The sequence below is a fragment of the Bradyrhizobium sp. 521_C7_N1_3 genome (assembly GCF_052075975.1).
Lineage (GTDB): Bacteria > Pseudomonadota > Alphaproteobacteria > Rhizobiales > Xanthobacteraceae > Bradyrhizobium > Bradyrhizobium japonicum.
This window is the reverse complement of the sequence record NZ_CP197232.1, coordinates 2,398,976-2,414,363: the sequence shown is the minus strand read 5'-3', so window position 1 is coordinate 2,414,363 and position 15,388 is coordinate 2,398,976. Positions and strand designations below refer to the sequence as shown.

Genomic DNA, 15,388 nt, shown 5'->3' with positions numbered 1-15,388 from the left:
TTTTGTCCCGCAAGGCGTCCCGCAGATGCGTCAAAGGAAGCCGATCGATAGCCAGGGCACGGCCGCGACGATCAGCGTGCCGATCAAAAGCGCGATCATGTAGCCCACGATCGGCTTCATGCCCTCGTCCGGGTTGATGCGGCTGATGGCGCAAGCCGCGTAGTAGCCGACGCCGAACGGTGGCGCGAACAGGCCGATGCCCATCGCGAGAACGACCACCATCGCGTAGTGGACATCGTGCACCCCGACCTGCCGCGCGATCGGGAACAGGAGCGGGCCGAACAAGACGATGGCCGGGATCCCTTCCAGAACGCTGCCCAGGATCACGAAGGTCACGATCGTCACGGCAAGGAAGACAGGTACTCCGCCGGGAAGGCTGGTCATGAACTTTGCAAGAGAGGCAGAAAATCCCGACTGGGTCAGCGCCCAGGCCATGCCCGTCGCCGCGCCGATGATGAGCAGGATCGCCCCCGACAGCGAAGCCGTCTCGACCAGCATCGGATAGATGCGGCGCCAGTCGAACTGCCGATAGATGAAGAGTCCCGCACAGGCCGAGTACAGGATCCCGATGGTCGAGACCTCCGTTGCCGTCGCAACGCCTTCGACGACGGCGGTCCGGATCACGAATGGCAGCGCGATGGCCGGTATCGCGATCACAAAGGCGCGGCCAATCTGCCGCCCCGTCGCCCGTTTGACGTGAGACAGGTCCTCGCGGCGGTATCGCCACCACACCACGGCCGCGAGCATGATCGCGAGCACCACGCCCGGAAGCAACCCGCCGGTGAACAGCGCCGAGATCGACACACCGGTCACCGAGCCGATCGTGATCAGAACGAGTGACGGGGGAATCGTCTCGGTCTGCGCCCCCGTCGCGGCCAGGAGCGCAACGAGATCGCCGGGCTTGGCCCCACGCTGCCGCATCTCGGGAAACAGCACTGGAGCCACCGCAGCCATGTCCGCCGCCTTGGAGCCGGAGATGCCTGAGACCAGATACATCGCCCCGACCAGCACGTAGTGCAGTCCGCCACGCACGTGGCCCAAAAGGCTTGCCAGGAAGCTGACCATGGCGCGCGCCATGCCCGTCATCTCGATCAGAAGGCCGAGAAAGACGAAGAGAGGCACGGCAAGCAGGATCAAGTGGCTCATGCCCTCGTCCATTCGTCCGATCATCACGACGTCGGGCGTGCTGGTTGTCAGGGCGAGATAGCCGACCGTGGCGAGGCCAAATGCAAACGCGATCGGCACGGCCGCAAAGACCATCGCGCCGACCACGAAAACGAAGAAGATCAGAAGATTCAGATTGCCAAGTGCCTTCAAGACCGGCGCCAGCAGAATGAACGTTCCGATGATGCCTGCGACGATCGCCAGGGAGGCCAGCAAGCTGCGCAGGCTCGCGATGCGGATGAGCCGGAGGACGGCTGCGATCAGCATCAGCCCGATGCCGATCGGCAGCGCTGCCGCACGCCAGGTGTTGACGATCTCGAGCGCCGGAGTGGTGACGAAGGCCTCGTCGGCGGCGAATTCATAGGCCGGCCAAACGACGAGCACGAGAAATGCCAGCGACGCCGCGGCCGCTATGACATCCAGGAACGCGCGGAGCTCCGCACTGAGCACGCCGACGATGGCGGTCATCCGCATGTGCTCGCCGCGCTGGAACGCAATCACAGACCCGAGCATGGCGAGCCAGAGGAAGAGAATGCCGGCAAGCTCGTCGGACCAGACGATCGGCGAGCGGAATACGTATCTGCCCACGATGCCCGCGGACAGCACCACGATCTCCGCCAGCACGAGCAAGGCCGCCGGGACTGCGACAGCGTGGCCAAGCACCATGTTCGCTGTCACCACCCATCGGCGCGAATTCGCTTGAGATCTGCCGGCCGCGAGCCCGGTATCCACATGCGGCGTATGGCTCACGCTGGTCATGATAGCTGGCCCGCGGCTTTTTCAAGGTGAGACCATGCCTCCTCGCCAAACTTGCCCTTCCAGTCGGCGTAAAAGCTGGTCTTAGACAGCGCCTGGCGGAAAGCGGCACGATCGACGTCGATGAACTTGAGACCTTTGGTCGACAGATCGGCGCGCAGGGACTGGCTGAGCTTTGCGATGTCTGCCCGCTGATCGACCGCGGAGCGATCGAGCTCGCGCGTCACGATCTCCTGCACATCCTTGGGCAGGCGCTCGAAGGCGCGCTTGTTGCCCAGAATCCAGTAGCCATCCCAGACGTGCCCGGTGAGGCTACACGTGCTCTGCACTTCGTAAAGACGCGCGGTCGCGATGATCGGCAACGGATTCTCCTGGCCGTCGACGACCTTGGTCTGCAACGCGGAATAGACCTCGTTGAAGTTGATCGGCGTCGGCCCGGCGCCGAGCGCCTTGAAGAGCGAGGTGAGCAGCGGCGCGGGCGGAACGCGGATCTGGAAATTCTTCAGATCATCCGGCGTCCGGACCTCGCGGCCCGACGAGGTCACCTGACGAAAGCCGTTGTCCCAGGCCTTCGAAACCGCCATGATTGGCGTCTTGGCGATTTGCGCCCGGATGTAAGTGCCGAGGTCGCCGTCCATCGCCTTCCATACGCTGTCGTAGTCGGCGAATGCGAAGCCGGTGTTCACAATGCCTGCGCTAGGTACGAGGGTGGCAAGAATCGAGGACGATTGGTTGAAGAACTCGACGCCGCCGCTGCGAACTTGGGTCAAAAGCTCGGTGTCGGAGCCGAGCTGGTTGGCCGGAAATAGCCTGATCTCCAGCCGACCGCTCGTCGCTTCGCGGATACGGTCGATCGCCTCTTGCGCCCGGATATTCACCGGATGCGTTGGGTCCTGTCCGGTCGCGAACTTGTAGACGAACTCGGCGGCAGACGCCGGGCGGGTGAGAATCCCGCAGAGAGGAACGGTGGTGGCGGCCATCAACAGCGAACGGCGACTGATGCTTCCGGGCTTCGATGCAGTCATGTTTTCCTCCTGGTCCTTCATTGACGTTGCTGCCCGTTGCATCAGCGCAGGCTGACGTGCAGCTTTCCGGGTTCTTCGCTTGCCGGCTCTCGACCACCGGCATTTGGGCAGGAGCAATCACTCGCCGCCGCAACATGCGACGGGCGTAGCTCCTCACCTGGGCTTGGCTAAGTTGGCGCTTAGCGCCGGTACACTAAAGCCACCGCTTGATCTGCCGTGCGACCTCTGCGGTGGAAATCCCGTAGCGGTCGTGCAGGGTCGGAAGTGCGCCGGCGTCAAGAAACTCGTCCGGCAATGCGATCTGGCGGAAGGGCGGATGGACGCCGGAACGCATCAGAAGCGCGGCAGCCGCCTCGCCGAGACCGCCAATCGTTGTGTGGTTTTCGGCAACGACGACCAGGCGGCCCGACTTGCCGGCTTCACGCAAGATCGTCTCGGTATCGAGCGGCTTGATGGTTGGAACATGCAGCACCGCAATATCGATGCTGTCGTCTTTCAAGGTCTGTACGGCTTCGAGCGCGCGCATGGTCATGATGCCGGATGAGATGACCAGGGCGTCCTTCCCGTCGCGGATCAGCTTGGCCTTGCCGAGCTCGAATTTGTAGTCGTACTCGTCCAGAACGACCGGCACCTGGCCGCGCAGCAGGCGGGTGTAGACTGGCCCCTGATGCGCCGCGATGGCAGGCACCAACTGCTCGATCTCGTGGGCATCGCAGGGATCGATGACCGTCATATTTGGCATGGCACGAAATAGCGCGAGATCCTCTGCGGCCTGGTGACTCGGGCCGTAGCCCGAGGTCAGGCCGGGCAAAGCACAAACGATCTTCACGTTGCGGTCTTCCTCCGCAATCGTCTGGTGAATGAAATCGTAAGCCCGCCGAGACGCGAACACCGCGTAAGTGGTCGCGAAAGGCATGAAGCCTTCGGCAGCGAGGCCGGAGGCGGCGCCGAACAGAAGCTGCTCGGCCATGCCCATCTGGTAATAGCGGTCCGGGAACTCCTTTGCGAAGATGTACATGTCGGTGTATTTGCCGAGATCGGCCGTCATGCCGACCACCTCAGGGCGGTGGCGCGCGAGTTCGACGAGCGCGTGTCCGAACGGCCCCGGTCTGGTCTTCTGCCCCTCGGCTGCGATCGATGCGATCATCGCTGAGGTGGTCAGGCGCGGCTTGCCCGGCTGCGGTGCTGATCTGACGGTCTTCATGCCTGCCTCCCGGCTTCCAGCGCGGCAAGCGCGAGCTGCCATTCGTGCGGCTCGACGCGGATGAAATGGCTCTTCTCGCGCTGCTCGAGGAAGGGAACACCCTTCCCCATCAGCGTGTCGGCGACGATGATCCGCGGCTTGAGTTCGGGATGGGACTTGGCCGCGTCGAAGGCGGCGACCACGGCATTGAGATCGTTGCCGTTGACGCGCTGCACGAACCAGCCGAAGGCCTGAAGCTTCTCGACCAGCGGCTCGAACGCCATGACCTGCGTGGAAGGACCGTCCGCCTGCTGATTGTTGACGTCGACGATGCCGATCAGATTGTCGAGCTTGTAGTGGCCTGCCGACTGGATCGCCTCCCAGACCGAGCCTTCGTCAAGCTCGCCATCGGAAAATAAGGTGTATACCCGCGCTCCGGATTTCTTGCGTTTGAGTCCCAGGCCCATGCCGACGGCGATGCTGAGTCCGAGCCCGAGCGAGCCGCCCGACATTTCCATTCCCGGTGTGTAGGAGGCCATGCCCGACATCGGCAGGCGGCTCTCGTCGCTGCCATAGGTTTCGAGTTCTTCCTCGGGGACGATCCCCGCCTCGATCAAGGCCGCGTAGAGCGCGATGGCATAATGCCCGTTGGAGAGCAGAAAGCGGTCTCGCTCCTCCCAGGACGGATCTTCGGGTCTGTAGCGCATCGCATGGAAATAGGCGACGGCGAGAACGTCAGAGATGTCGAGCGCCTGTGCGATATAGCCTTGGCCCTGAACTTCGCCCATGCGCAGGGCATTGCGGCGAATATTGTGGGCGCGGTCCGTCAGCTTGGGCGTGTTCGTAAGCGCGTTGGTCGAGGTTTCCATCGATCTGACCCTTGTCTCGCTGGCTCAGTGGATGAGCATGCCGCCGTTCACGTCGATCACGGCGCCGGTTACGTAGGCGGAGAGATCCGAGGCCAGGAAGGTGTAGATACCGGCGACGTCTTCGGCCGTACCGAGACGATTGAGCGGAATGCCTTCCAGGATCTTCGCCCTCATCTCGTCGGTCAGCTTGCCCGCGGTGATATCGGTGCCGATCAGGCCGGGCGTGACGCAATTGACGCGAATGCCGTCCGGGCCGAACTCTCGGGCCATCGCCTTGGCGAGACCAAGTACGCCGGCCTTCGCGGCCGAATAGTGCGGGCCGCCAAAAATTCCACCACCGCGCTGGGCCGAGACCGACGACATGCATGCAATCGATCCGGCTTTCCGTCCGCGCATATGCGGGATCACCGCCTGGGAGAGAAACAGGATGCCCTTGAGATTGACGTCCTGAATGCGATCCCAATCGGCTGCCGAGATCTCCAGGAACTTCACCGGCTGGGTGATGCCGGCATTGTTGATCAAAACATCGGTGCCGCCAAAGGATTCGATCACGCGGGCGACCGCCTGTTCGCAGGACGATTTGTCGGCGACGTCGCACCCTAGTCCGATATGGGAATTTCCGAGCGATGCCGCAGCATCCGTCGCAGCGCCGGCGTCAATATCCAGAATGGCGACCCGAGCGCCCTCGGCGGCGAACCGCCGGGCGGTGGCAAGCCCGATCCCGCGCGGCGAGGCCGCGCCCGAAATGATGGCCGTCTTACCGCTGAGCAGCATCAGTTCCTCCCGCAAATTGTTCTTCCTTGGCGCTTAGGAATGACCCGCCGACCGCCAACGGACAAACGCGCAGTTGTCACGGATCGATGAATCTGGTTCACTTATGGGATGCTGTCGAATATCCCCATATCGGCAATTCGTGCCTTTGAAGCGGCTGCCCGCACCGGATCGTTTCGCGATGCGGCGAATGAGCTTCACCTGACACCGAGTGCCGTTAGTCATGCCATCCGCAAGCTGGAGGGCACCCTTCGGACCGCTTTGTTCGAGCGCAGCGCACGATCCGTGCGACTTACGCCGGCCGGCGAGAACCTGATGCGTCACACGGGAGCGGCATTCGATCAGCTCCGCCGTGGCCTAGAGGAAGTTGCCGCGCGCGGACCACAATTGGTGCGCGTCCATTCCGCGCCCAGCTTTGCTGCGCAATGGCTGGCACCACGGCTTGCACAGTTTCTCGCTGCTTACCCGAAGCTCGAGGTTCGGCTGGCTGCAAGCACGGACTATGCGCGCTTCAGCAACGATGATTTCGATATCGACATCGTCTACGGTCCGCCACGCGCGGAGGGCGTCGAAATTGTCCCTCTGCCGGAGGAGACGGTCACGCCGCTCTGCTCGCCCTCGCTCGCAAAATCGATCAGGAAGCCTGCCGATCTCCTCGATCAGACGCTCATCCGCTCCGACGTGAAGCGGGTGCAGTGGCATCAATGGTTCACCGCGAATGGGTTAGAAGCACCTGCGCTTCACGGCATGAGATTCGACCGAAGCTTTCTTGCGATCGCGACGGCTGCAGAGGGATTGGGCGTGGCCTTGGAATCAACGCTTCTGGCCGAACGCGAACTGGCGTGCGGGCGCTTGGTCGCTCCATTGGCCGGACGCGCCAACGATATCCGCTACGTCGGTCACCGCTTGATCTACCCGCGCGCAAGCCGACAAAGATCGTCGGTACGAGCTTTTGCGGATTGGGTGGTGGCCCAACTCGGCGGCGGAGATGTTCGCTCCTCGCAGTGAGACCTCATCGAGATATTCCTGAAGCTGATGCGGAAATCCACCGCGTTTTGAGGATCTGCCCTTCATAGGAACCCCTCCGACCGCGTGCACGTTGCCGTATCGCTTCAGGACCCCCTGCCTTGGAGCGCCCCAACAGCGGCCTCCGCGTTGCCCCCGCGGGGGTCGTTTTATCGCGAGGCACAATGGACGAGGGTTGGAGAGTAGTGTTCGCGATTAGCGCCACTGCCGTGGTCGCCGGGGGCGCCTTCTTTGCCATCCGGTTTATCATCGGTCTGCACCTTTAAGGTCGCCCCTTACCCGTATTTTTCCCTAGGTCCAAAGTCTCACATCCACACACCAGTGGAGAAAGTGTCATCGGTGCACTACGGCTTGCGCTCCCGCATCGGTTGCAGTTGGATAGAGGAGCGAATTTACAAGAGACGTTTTTGAGGGGGAACAATATGAGGGCAGCAACGCTCGTTGCCGGGCTTTTTTTGGCAATCGGAATAATTGGACCGGCCGATGCTCGCGGAGGAGGTCACGGGGGCCGTGTCAGCTATGGCGGCGGACACCACACCTCAAGCCACGGCGGCAGCTTTTCAGGCGGCTCGGGATCGTTGCACCGCGGCGGGACCTATGTGAATTCAAACACCGGGAACCGTTACGGCACCCACCAATAAGAGGAAGCGCGCAATGGCGAAGTCGACCCGGAATAGCGGCAAGCAGTCGACGTCAGGCGAAGTGAGCCAACTCAAACAACTTGTGAAGGGCAACACACCGACGCGAGTGATCGGCCTGAAGTTGGGCCGAACCGAAAACGCGATCTACAACAAAGCATCTGAGGAAGGAATCTCACTGGCTCCGACGAACCAAAGCCCCTACGGCACGAAGAAGTAGGTACGGAGATCATGCTGAGACATTGGCCTGCGGCGCTTTGCATGGCCCTCGTGGATTCGGCTTATGGTCAGGCGCCTGCTCCGGCCGCGCCCAAAGCCGCTCCTGAGCCGTCGGCCTATTGTCGATCTTCTGCGCAAATACTCTTTCAGGGTGGAGCTTCGGACGGCGACATCGCCGCCGTCGCGAAGATCTGCCGCCGTGGCGATGTCATCGCCATCAGCACCAGCGCACAAGGTTCAGTATTCTAGGTCGGTCGCCTATGTGACTTTACGAAGTCAGTAGTCGTGATGGGTCCACAGACGCTTTGCGTCCTAGGAGCCGAACGAAGCGTGAGGTGACCAATCCGTGATCGTGATCATGCCCTGCGCGGCGAAATCCAGCTACTGGTTGCTCGCTCGACTGTCACGTCACCGCGACATGTGACATCTACCGCAAAAGCTTCTTTAGCGCAGCGTCGCTCGCTAATCTTGAACTTAAGCGTCGAGCCGCTCCCTGTTGGTTCTCGCCAAGCGTATCTTTGATGATTTCCGTCGCTCGGGTCATCACCTCTTTTCGGACGGATGGGACGGCGCGGATCATCGCCGCAATTTCAGCCTCTGACATACTCTTATTGGGATCCAACTGACGGAGTTCGGCGAACCTTGATTCAACCGCTTTGATTTTTGAGTCATCGAACCACAGAGCAACGCTCTTCTGAGAGTCCGCAATTTTTTGTCGCTTTGTCAGCATCCATATCCTGCGTTCCGACGGGCGAATACATTTGGCCAACTAGCCAACCAAGTTTTGCCTGAAACGTGTCTGTCAATTGCAAGATCTTCGCCGCAACGCAGGTTGCTAGGTGGAGATCGGCCTTCACAGCGATGGAAAGTTTGAGAAACGCTATGCAGTCTACCTGAGATCTGTGCCCTCGGAATCCAGAAAGAAATAGCCAGGCTCGTTGTAATTCAAAAGCCGGCCCATAAACTCCGAGATCTTATTTCTCGCCCGAAGTCCAACGATAGGGAGATCGGATTTCACAGCAGGAGCCTGGAATTGACCGACCTGTCGTTCTACGACCAATTCGAGACTGCGCACCGGTGCAATGGCAATGTACGGTGCCTTGCATCCGCCCGCTGGCCCGCGAGGTACTAGGTCGCAACTTTGCGTTAGCACGATGAAGAATAAGTTCTTCGGATGGTGGAAAAAATGAGGATGAACTGCCTCCAGTAGAGCATCCAGCTCTAGCGTCCTTCGCAGAACGTCCCCTTGCATCAACTCCGTGCTCGAGAACGCCGTTGTCTCATATGCAAAGTGCATGGGCCAAGCATGAGCGCGGATCAGGATGCAGTTTTGGATGCGAACGTATCCGAAGGTGAGACTCGCCCCTCCAGTTCATCATTCAGCCGGCGGATCGCTTGTCGCGTCGACACATTGGCCGGCTCGATTGAGACGGTAATTTTTGTGAAGGCCCCAGACTTGCTAATCTGCGTTCGGTAACTACTGCGGCACTCGGTTCGGCATGAAACGATGTTGCATCTCTGCCCTTGGTGTTAACGACTGCGTCGACAGCACGCCATTCCTGTCTGGTCACCGATGTCGATGAAATTCTGATGTTTTTCGAACTCATTGCATTGCCCCGTAAATGTTTGTCAAAAGATTGCACGCCATCTCAAAACTGCTTTGCATTCGGTAACGTACAGAGTCTTTCGCACTTTCAGGATTGACGGCTTCCTCTAGAATGAAGGAGCTTTGAATGAACGATGGGAATGCCATGGGTCAGGTGATCCAAATTGATGAGGCCCGGATTCGAGATCACCTGGGCGAGATGGTCCGCGGGACGGTGGAAGAGACACTGAACGCCATGCTGGAGGCCGAAGCGGACCAGCTGTGCGGTGCTGGGCGTTATGAGCGCAGCCCGGCCCGGCAGGACACGCGGGCGGGCAGCTACGAGCGAACGCTGCAGACCAAGGCGGGCGACGTCAATCTGAAGGTTCCGAAGCTACGGCGGCAAACCTTCGAGACGGCGATTATCGAGCGCTACCGGAGGCGGGAGAGCTCGGTCGAGGAGGCGCTGATCGAGATGTATCTGGCCGGGATTTCGGTTCGGCGGGTCGAAGACATTACGGAGGCGCTGTGGGGCCCCCGGGTCAGCCCGAGCACAGTGTCGAACCTGAACAAGAAGATCTATACCAAGATCGAGGCGTGGCGGAATCGCAGGATCGAAGGCGAGCATCCGTATCTCTACCTCGACGGCATCGTGATGAAGCGCAGCTGGGCTGGTGAGGTTCGCAACGTCTCGCTGCTGGTGGCCTCGGCGGTCAATGCCGAGGGGTTCCGGGAGATCCTCGGCATCTGTGAGGGCGCCAAGGAGGACAAATCCGGCTGGTCCTCGTTTCTGCGGCATCTCGTCGATCGCGGTCTCAGGGGCGTGCAGTTGGTGGTTTCCGATGCGTGCCGAGGTCTTGTCGAAAGCGTTGCGGATTATCTGCCGGAGGCCCGCTATCAACGCTGCATGGTGCATTTTTATCGCAATGTCTTCAGCCACGTGCCGTCGACCCGGGTCCACGAGGTGAGCCACATGCTCAAGGCCATTCATGCCCAGGAGAGCCGCGCCGCGGCCGACGAGAAAGCCAGGACCGTCATCGCGGATCTGCGGGCAAGCCGTATGGCCAAAGCTGCTGATCTCGTCGAGCAGGCGGTTCACGAGACGCTCGCCTACTATGCCTTTCCTGACATCCATTGGCGGAAGATTCGAACGAACAATCCGCTCGAGCGCATCATGAAGGAGATCCGGCGACGAACCCGTGTCGTCGGCGCCTTCCCCGACGGTCAATCCTGTCTCAATTTGGCGGCGGCCCGGCTGCGGCACATTGCCGGAACGGCGTGGTCGACCAAATGCTACATGAACATGCGACCGCTCTATCAGCCACAACTCTCTGAAACCGGAGCCGTCGCCTGATCAAAAGTGCGAAAGATTCTGGACAGTACCGCCAAATCCCGAGACGAAGAAGAAAGATGTGGTTTGGTTCGCGCTCGAGGAGAGCCGGCCGCTGTTCTGCTTCGGCGGCATCTGGACCGAGTTCAGAGGCGACCGCGGCACCAAGTCGAAGCCGATCCCCGGCCCCACCTTGTCTACGGCTTCCTGACGACGTCACCCAATGCGGTCGTCGAGCCGATCCATCCGAAAGCAATGCCCGTGATCCTGACCACCGAGGAGGAGCGCGACATCTGGATGCACACTCCCTGGGATGAGGCAAAGGCGCTGCAGCGCCCGCTGCCCAACGACGCCCTGAGGATCGTCATGCGCGGCGCAGACAAGGAAGACAAGATCGCTGCGTAGGCTGCATTTGCACGGGCACCAGTTGAATGTACTTTTTGCCGGAGCGCTCGCGGGAATGCGACTGAGACGCTGACGTCCCGTCTAGGTCGCATGTGTGTCTGCTCGGGTACGCGGCCCAGAGCGTCCGCGATCTGAATGCGGCTCTTCTCTCCCCGAATCCTGAAACGCCTTCAAGATGGAGTTCATGTCGTATTGGCGGACGACCTGGATGCAATTCATCAGGTCGAGTTCAAGCTCGCCGTAATTCAGCAGGGTGCGGCCGATTATCGCCATCTCTTTCGGGAAGATATTGTGAATGGGAAACATGTGGTCTGCCTGAGTTAGCTCTTTCAATTACCCACATCTCATACCTAGCTAATTACCCTGAAGCTGGAAGGCCAGAGGGGGCGAAAGCGCTTCTGAGAGCAGAACAGGATAAGCACATCCGTGCATACCTGCGGCAGTGCCTGCATTAGCCTTTGAGGTGCTCAAATGATCTGTGACGCAAAGTGGCACGGATCGGTTCGTCGATATATCGCTTAACAAGAAAGCTAAAAGCGATTGCAACTAGAGTCATGCTTGGTACCGCTAGCGCTGCATGGATCTGCGCAACCCAACCTGCCGAAGTTCCGCCGAACAATAGCATGAGTGGAACGTAGTGGGTCATATAAAGCGGATATGAAAGATCTCCGATAAACTCGCTAAAACGGTTGATCGACGGACTCCCGATTGCATTAGCGCCCAGCCAAACAAGGAGCGGATATACGATTGTGACGATCAGGAAATCGTAGGGCTTCCAAAGGAAGGGCCAAAAAAAGGTCGCAAGCATGATAAGCGGAAGGTAATATGCTGCCCCTGGCAACAGCGGTTGCCTGCCAATACGGCAAGCAACAACGCCCGCGATAAATGAAAAACCTACCCGTACAAAGCCAATCCAGAAGGTTCTGCGGTCGAAACCGCCGTTTAGGCTTCCGAAATCGTAGCACGTGTATGCCGTTGCAACCGCGGCGAAGGCGAGCATCGCTAGCAACCATCGAAGCGATAGTTGGCGCAGACAAAGAGCAAACGTTAGGCTCGCCACATACTCGCAAAGCAATGACCAGGCGGGAGCGACAAAAGGAAAAATAGGAAAGCTGGGATCGTGGACAAATAAGTGCGGCAACAGAAGTACGCTGCAGGTGAGGAGAATAAAAAACTCCGTGACACTAAAATTGAATAACGCAGCAGCCATAGGCGCATAGAATCGTCCGATTACAACCACAACGAAGCCCAACAAGGAGCCAATTACGACGAGCGGATGCAGTCGTATCAGACGCCTTTTAATAAGTTCTGTGGGTGACAATTCTACGCGAGAAGGGTCGTAGGCAAATGCCATTACATACCCTGACAAGCAAAAGAAAAAATCTACAGCGAGATAACCGTGAGGAATCCGGTTCTGAGGACCGAACTGAAAGGGTTCATAAAAATGTAAAACGGCGACACAGATGGCAGCAATTCCCCGCATGCCGTCAAGAATGCTCAGTCGCGCGACCTCTTTGGCAGCCAGCGACCCGGGGTCTTCGGGAAAGGCGTTGGGGGGCGGTAAATTCGGGGTGGCGCAGCTGGATTTGAGCATCGCGTTCGACATGTAGGATTCTGCAATTCTATTAACGCATCTGTCGCATTTCTTTACATATACATGCATATACATGCATATACATGCATATACCGTGTGCCGCTACACGGTCTGAGCACCGTCAACTGCTAGCCCGGCCTATTCGTCAGAGGGCGGCTTTTGGGCCCGATTGATGCGGCCGCACATCTTGTCTGGCGAGGCGCACAGGATTGCCTTCGGCTTTTCACCGCCTGACGACCCGTACTTTGCAACGCGCTTGAGGGATGGGGTGGGTGAACGGGGGGCGGACGCCCCGCCGGTCAAGGACCGAGCGGCAGCAGCGCGCCTGGCAAACGGCGGATCAGGTCGGCTCGGGACATGCCGCGGCAAACGCAAGGCGAATGCGGCTCGTGGTCTCGACCACACGGGCAGCGATTTTCAAGAGACGAAGACGCAGCGTCGCGAACTCGGCAGCGGCCAATTCCCGGACTTTGGGAATCGCCTCGCGCACGGTCAGCATCAGCCAATAAGCGGCCGTATGGAGCGCGAGACGGACCTGGTTGGCGAGCGCCGAACGGCAGCTGGTGCGGTCGGAGGCGAGCTGCGTCATATGCAGCTTGATCAGATTCTCGGCTTGGCCGCGCGCGCATTGTAAGCGGCAAAGAGATCTTTCAATTACCCACATTTGACGTCGGATTTGAGCGGGGGGCCGCGGCCGAAATCTTGAATCAGTAGAATCTGTTGTGATTCGTTGTTGAGCACCTGATTCGGAAGTGCGGGGTGCTCGATGGGCTTGGTGAAGGAACGCGCGGTGGCGCGTGCTCAGCGATTGACGACCGGTATCGAGACGTGGGTTGATCGGGAAGTTGCGGGATGCGAGTTTAAGGATGAGCGGCTTGGTCGCCGGTTCTGCAAATTGCTCGCACAAATCGGGAGCGACATGGGTCAAAGCATCCCGTTGGTTTGTCAGGATTGGGCCAACACGAAGGCCGCCTATCGATTCTTCTCCAACGAGCGGGTCGACGAGGCGGATACCATCTCGATAGGCACCGCTTTCTGCAATACGGTCAGGACGTCATTGTATTTCCTTGGTCAGGTGCACGCCTCGCTCAGACAATGGTGCTGGCTTTACGTCGAGAGGGCGCAAAGGCTTCGATCGAAAACTTTGCCGTCTTTGTCGAAAAAACATCTGCGGCCGACCTTAAGGACCTCCTGGTCGCAATCAAGGAACAAGGCCTACCTGAAACGGACGAGCTGGCGCGCGAGGCACGCCAACTTCAATCTGACCGCTTCGATCGATATCTAATTCCCTACCATCAGCGCCTGGCATTTAGCCGGCGCTTTCTTGTACGAGAGGGCTTTGCCGAGCTGATCGATGACCTGCTTGCTGCGGATGCCGTAACGGTGGGCTAGCCTCAGAGTTTGTGAACGAGTGCTGCACCGGAGCTTGACCCAACTATCCGATCCACCCCCGCGAAAACTGAGGCGCACGTCTGCTGGGCGGATGATCTTCGCCCGAGTCGGGGCGACGCAACGGCGATCAGTTGTTAATCCACGGCATCACGAGGCAGATTTGATTAGAATCATATTGGTAGCGGCTCCGCTTGTGATCACCGCGCCTGCGAATGCCGTTTACTTCACTTACTTCCGATGGGAGTCGTTACCTGCGCAGATCCGCGCTGCCTACATGGCCGGTTTCTACGACGCGCTGATTAGCGTTGCCTCTGACGAGCAAGATGCCAAGGCAGGCACGCATTATCAATTGCATTTCGAAGAGCAAAATGACAAACGTCCAGCTCGCAGACAATGTTCGCGCATTTGCTTCGACCCGTCCTAACCTTCAGACCGCAGGAGTTGGGGGAGCTCTAATCAATTATCTGATTGAGTTCTGTGGAAAGCCCCAATAGATATGAAGGTGGACCGATTGATCGCGGCGTCGATTAGAAAGATTGACCTGGATCGCCTTATCGAGGGCTATCTTGAGCACGACGATGAAGCATAAAGGCGTCTCTGAAGTCGCGCTCGGGGCACTAGTGGCTACTGCCTTCTGGTTGATAGTAGGCCTACTGGTGGGCGAGCTTCGTTCGATCCGGCACTACTCCCGCCAGCAGGCAGAGCATCTGAAGGCGATGCGGGCGTACTACGAGCCGCATGGGGGTTAGTTAGTGCAATGCATCGCCCCCGCCGCATAGAATTCGTAGTCATTGCGCGCGGCTGCAGCTACTTCAGGGACAGATAAGGGATCATGTACGAATGACGGTTCGCCTTTTTCGTCACGCTCGTTCGCCTTTTTGGGGACTGCACCGGCAGAAAGCGCACCGACGTTCGCCTTCTGGTCATCCAAAGGCTCACCATTGTTCGCCTTCTGGTCAGAAGAAGGCGAACCCACATTCGCCTCTTCGAGAAGAAGGCGATAGGCATTGACGTAGGTCCCGCCTTCCTTGACCTCGAACTTGAGGTAGCCGAACTCGGCTAACCGTCCGAGGCTCAACTGCACGCCGCGGACGCCCTTCTTCCCAAGATCTTTAGCGATGGTGGCCTGCTTGCGGCGGGCTAGATCGGTCTCGTGATCGATCGCATCGGCGATATACCAAAGCACCCGGAAGTCTTGATCGGTAAGGCGTAGATCGCCATTTGCGCGCGTTAACAGATGGAGCTTTCGCCGGGTCCGGTCCTTGTCGAGAATTGCACTCACGGCCGCACCATCTTCCGCGCCAGGGCAGCGGCGAAGGCAGCTTGCATGGCGGTTCCGGATTGCGGCTCGGGAGACTGGGTGCTAAATTCCAGGCTACTGGACTTTTGATTGCGATCTGGGGCTGCCTTAGCCGAGGCGGCCCTTCGCAT

Annotated in this window: 14 protein-coding genes and 3 pseudogenes; 7 read left to right on the top strand and 10 right to left on the bottom strand. The window is 59.3% G+C overall.

The features are described 5' to 3' along the window. Positions 1–30: 30 nt before the first annotated feature. From AB7008_RS10850 to AB7008_RS10830, 5 genes are all read right to left on the bottom strand, one after another. Positions 31–1,923 (bottom strand): TRAP transporter large permease, encoded by a 1,893-nt coding sequence (locus tag AB7008_RS10850; RefSeq protein WP_011084961.1) that lies wholly within the window; start codon positions 1,921–1,923, stop codon positions 31–33. Continuing rightward, on the bottom strand, positions 1,920–2,945 hold the full coding sequence (locus AB7008_RS10845) for a TRAP transporter substrate-binding protein (RefSeq protein ID WP_014497714.1): 1,026 nt from the start codon (positions 2,943–2,945) through the stop codon (positions 1,920–1,922). Before AB7008_RS10845 ends, AB7008_RS10850 begins: the two co-directional genes overlap by 4 nt. Positions 2,946–3,138: 193 nt before the next feature. Continuing rightward, on the bottom strand, positions 3,139–4,149 hold the full coding sequence (locus AB7008_RS10840; RefSeq protein ID WP_014497715.1) for a transketolase family protein: 1,011 nt from the start codon (positions 4,147–4,149) through the stop codon (positions 3,139–3,141). Continuing rightward, a complete protein-coding gene (locus AB7008_RS10835) occupies positions 4,146–4,997 on the bottom strand; it encodes a transketolase (RefSeq protein WP_011084958.1) in 852 nt (283 codons plus the stop codon). The genes AB7008_RS10840 and AB7008_RS10835 overlap by 4 nt, the downstream gene beginning before the upstream one ends. A gap of 24 nt (positions 4,998–5,021) precedes the next feature. Continuing rightward, a complete protein-coding gene (locus AB7008_RS10830; protein WP_011084957.1) occupies positions 5,022–5,771 on the bottom strand; it encodes an SDR family NAD(P)-dependent oxidoreductase in 750 nt (249 codons plus the stop codon). A 108-nt stretch (positions 5,772–5,879) separates the two neighbouring features. Between AB7008_RS10830 and AB7008_RS10825 the strand changes: the two genes are divergently transcribed. The 3 genes from AB7008_RS10825 (at position 5,880) to AB7008_RS10815 (ending at position 7,900) form a co-directional block, all read left to right on the top strand. Continuing rightward, complete coding sequence (locus tag AB7008_RS10825; protein WP_011084956.1) at positions 5,880–6,776, top strand: LysR substrate-binding domain-containing protein; 897 nt, start codon at positions 5,880–5,882, stop codon at positions 6,774–6,776. Between the two features lie 672 nt (positions 6,777–7,448). After that, entirely contained in the window at positions 7,449–7,652 is a 204-nt protein-coding gene (locus tag AB7008_RS10820) for a hypothetical protein (RefSeq protein WP_014497717.1), read from the top strand. Between the two features lie 41 nt (positions 7,653–7,693). Then, entirely contained in the window at positions 7,694–7,900 is a 207-nt protein-coding gene (locus tag AB7008_RS10815; protein WP_131233156.1) for a hypothetical protein, read from the top strand. A 178-nt stretch (positions 7,901–8,078) separates the two neighbouring features. Here AB7008_RS10815 and AB7008_RS10810 read toward each other — a convergent pair whose 3' ends face one another. Then, positions 8,079–8,381, bottom strand: coding sequence for a hypothetical protein (locus AB7008_RS10810; RefSeq protein ID WP_014497718.1), 303 nt, complete (start codon positions 8,379–8,381; stop codon positions 8,079–8,081). 1,021 nt (positions 8,382–9,402) lie between these two features. Here AB7008_RS10810 and AB7008_RS10805 point away from each other — a divergent pair. Both AB7008_RS10805 and AB7008_RS10800 read left to right on the top strand, forming a co-directional pair. Then, the gene (locus AB7008_RS10805; RefSeq protein WP_171463837.1) at positions 9,403–10,590 is read left to right on the top strand and encodes an IS256 family transposase; all 1,188 of its coding nucleotides are present in this window, start codon (positions 9,403–9,405) and stop codon (positions 10,588–10,590) included. 31 nt (positions 10,591–10,621) lie between these two features. Continuing rightward, positions 10,622–10,971 (top strand): annotated as a pseudogene (locus tag AB7008_RS10800) (SOS response-associated peptidase family protein); the annotation flags it as partial. 81 nt (positions 10,972–11,052) lie between these two features. Here AB7008_RS10800 and AB7008_RS10795 read toward each other — a convergent pair. The 3 genes and pseudogenes from AB7008_RS10795 to AB7008_RS10785 all read right to left on the bottom strand — a co-directional run. Continuing rightward, complete coding sequence (locus AB7008_RS10795) at positions 11,053–11,277, bottom strand: hypothetical protein (RefSeq protein WP_018647460.1); 225 nt, start codon at positions 11,275–11,277, stop codon at positions 11,053–11,055. Between the two features lie 145 nt (positions 11,278–11,422). Beyond that, positions 11,423–12,577, bottom strand: coding sequence for an acyltransferase family protein (locus AB7008_RS10790; RefSeq protein WP_223153693.1), 1,155 nt, complete (start codon positions 12,575–12,577; stop codon positions 11,423–11,425). 287 nt (positions 12,578–12,864) lie between these two features. Then, positions 12,865–13,199 (bottom strand): annotated as a pseudogene (locus tag AB7008_RS10785) (transposase); the annotation flags it as partial. Between the two features lie 132 nt (positions 13,200–13,331). On the opposite strand from AB7008_RS10785, the pseudogene AB7008_RS10780 reads away from it, so the two are divergent. Both AB7008_RS10780 and AB7008_RS10775 read left to right on the top strand, forming a co-directional pair. Continuing rightward, a pseudogene (locus AB7008_RS10780) lies at positions 13,332–13,553 on the top strand (IS4/Tn5 family transposase DNA-binding protein); the annotation flags it as partial. Positions 13,554–13,660: 107 nt separating this feature from the next. After that, entirely contained in the window at positions 13,661–13,957 is a 297-nt protein-coding gene (locus AB7008_RS10775; RefSeq protein ID WP_014497723.1) for a hypothetical protein, read from the top strand. A 745-nt stretch (positions 13,958–14,702) separates the two neighbouring features. Here AB7008_RS10775 and AB7008_RS10770 read toward each other — a convergent pair. Beyond that, positions 14,703–15,239, bottom strand: coding sequence for a helix-turn-helix domain-containing protein (locus tag AB7008_RS10770; RefSeq protein ID WP_014497725.1), 537 nt, complete (start codon positions 15,237–15,239; stop codon positions 14,703–14,705). Positions 15,240–15,388: the final 149 nt, after the last annotated feature.

What these genes read in the sequence shown, in the direction of transcription:
- AB7008_RS10850 (WP_011084961.1), bottom strand. Translation starts at nt 1,923, where the DNA reads ATGACCAGCGTGAGCCATACGCCGCATGTGGATACCGGGCTCGCGGCC.
- AB7008_RS10845 (WP_014497714.1), bottom strand. Translation starts at nt 2,945, where the DNA reads ATGACTGCATCGAAGCCCGGAAGCATCAGTCGCCGTTCGCTGTTGATG.
- AB7008_RS10840 (WP_014497715.1), bottom strand. Translation starts at nt 4,149, where the DNA reads ATGAAGACCGTCAGATCAGCACCGCAGCCGGGCAAGCCGCGCCTGACC.
- AB7008_RS10835 (WP_011084958.1), bottom strand. Translation starts at nt 4,997, where the DNA reads ATGGAAACCTCGACCAACGCGCTTACGAACACGCCCAAGCTGACGGAC.
- AB7008_RS10830 (WP_011084957.1), bottom strand. Translation starts at nt 5,771, where the DNA reads ATGCTGCTCAGCGGTAAGACGGCCATCATTTCGGGCGCGGCCTCGCCG.
- AB7008_RS10825 (WP_011084956.1), top strand. Translation starts at nt 5,880, where the DNA reads ATGCTGTCGAATATCCCCATATCGGCAATTCGTGCCTTTGAAGCGGCT.
- AB7008_RS10820 (WP_014497717.1), top strand. Translation starts at nt 7,449, where the DNA reads ATGGCGAAGTCGACCCGGAATAGCGGCAAGCAGTCGACGTCAGGCGAA.
- AB7008_RS10815 (WP_131233156.1), top strand. Translation starts at nt 7,694, where the DNA reads ATGGCCCTCGTGGATTCGGCTTATGGTCAGGCGCCTGCTCCGGCCGCG.
- AB7008_RS10810 (WP_014497718.1), bottom strand. Translation starts at nt 8,381, where the DNA reads ATGCTGACAAAGCGACAAAAAATTGCGGACTCTCAGAAGAGCGTTGCT.
- AB7008_RS10805 (WP_171463837.1), top strand. Translation starts at nt 9,403, where the DNA reads ATGGGTCAGGTGATCCAAATTGATGAGGCCCGGATTCGAGATCACCTG.
- AB7008_RS10795 (WP_018647460.1), bottom strand. Translation starts at nt 11,277, where the DNA reads ATGTTTCCCATTCACAATATCTTCCCGAAAGAGATGGCGATAATCGGC.
- AB7008_RS10790 (WP_223153693.1), bottom strand. Translation starts at nt 12,577, where the DNA reads ATGTCGAACGCGATGCTCAAATCCAGCTGCGCCACCCCGAATTTACCG.
- AB7008_RS10775 (WP_014497723.1), top strand. Translation starts at nt 13,661, where the DNA reads ATGGTGCTGGCTTTACGTCGAGAGGGCGCAAAGGCTTCGATCGAAAAC.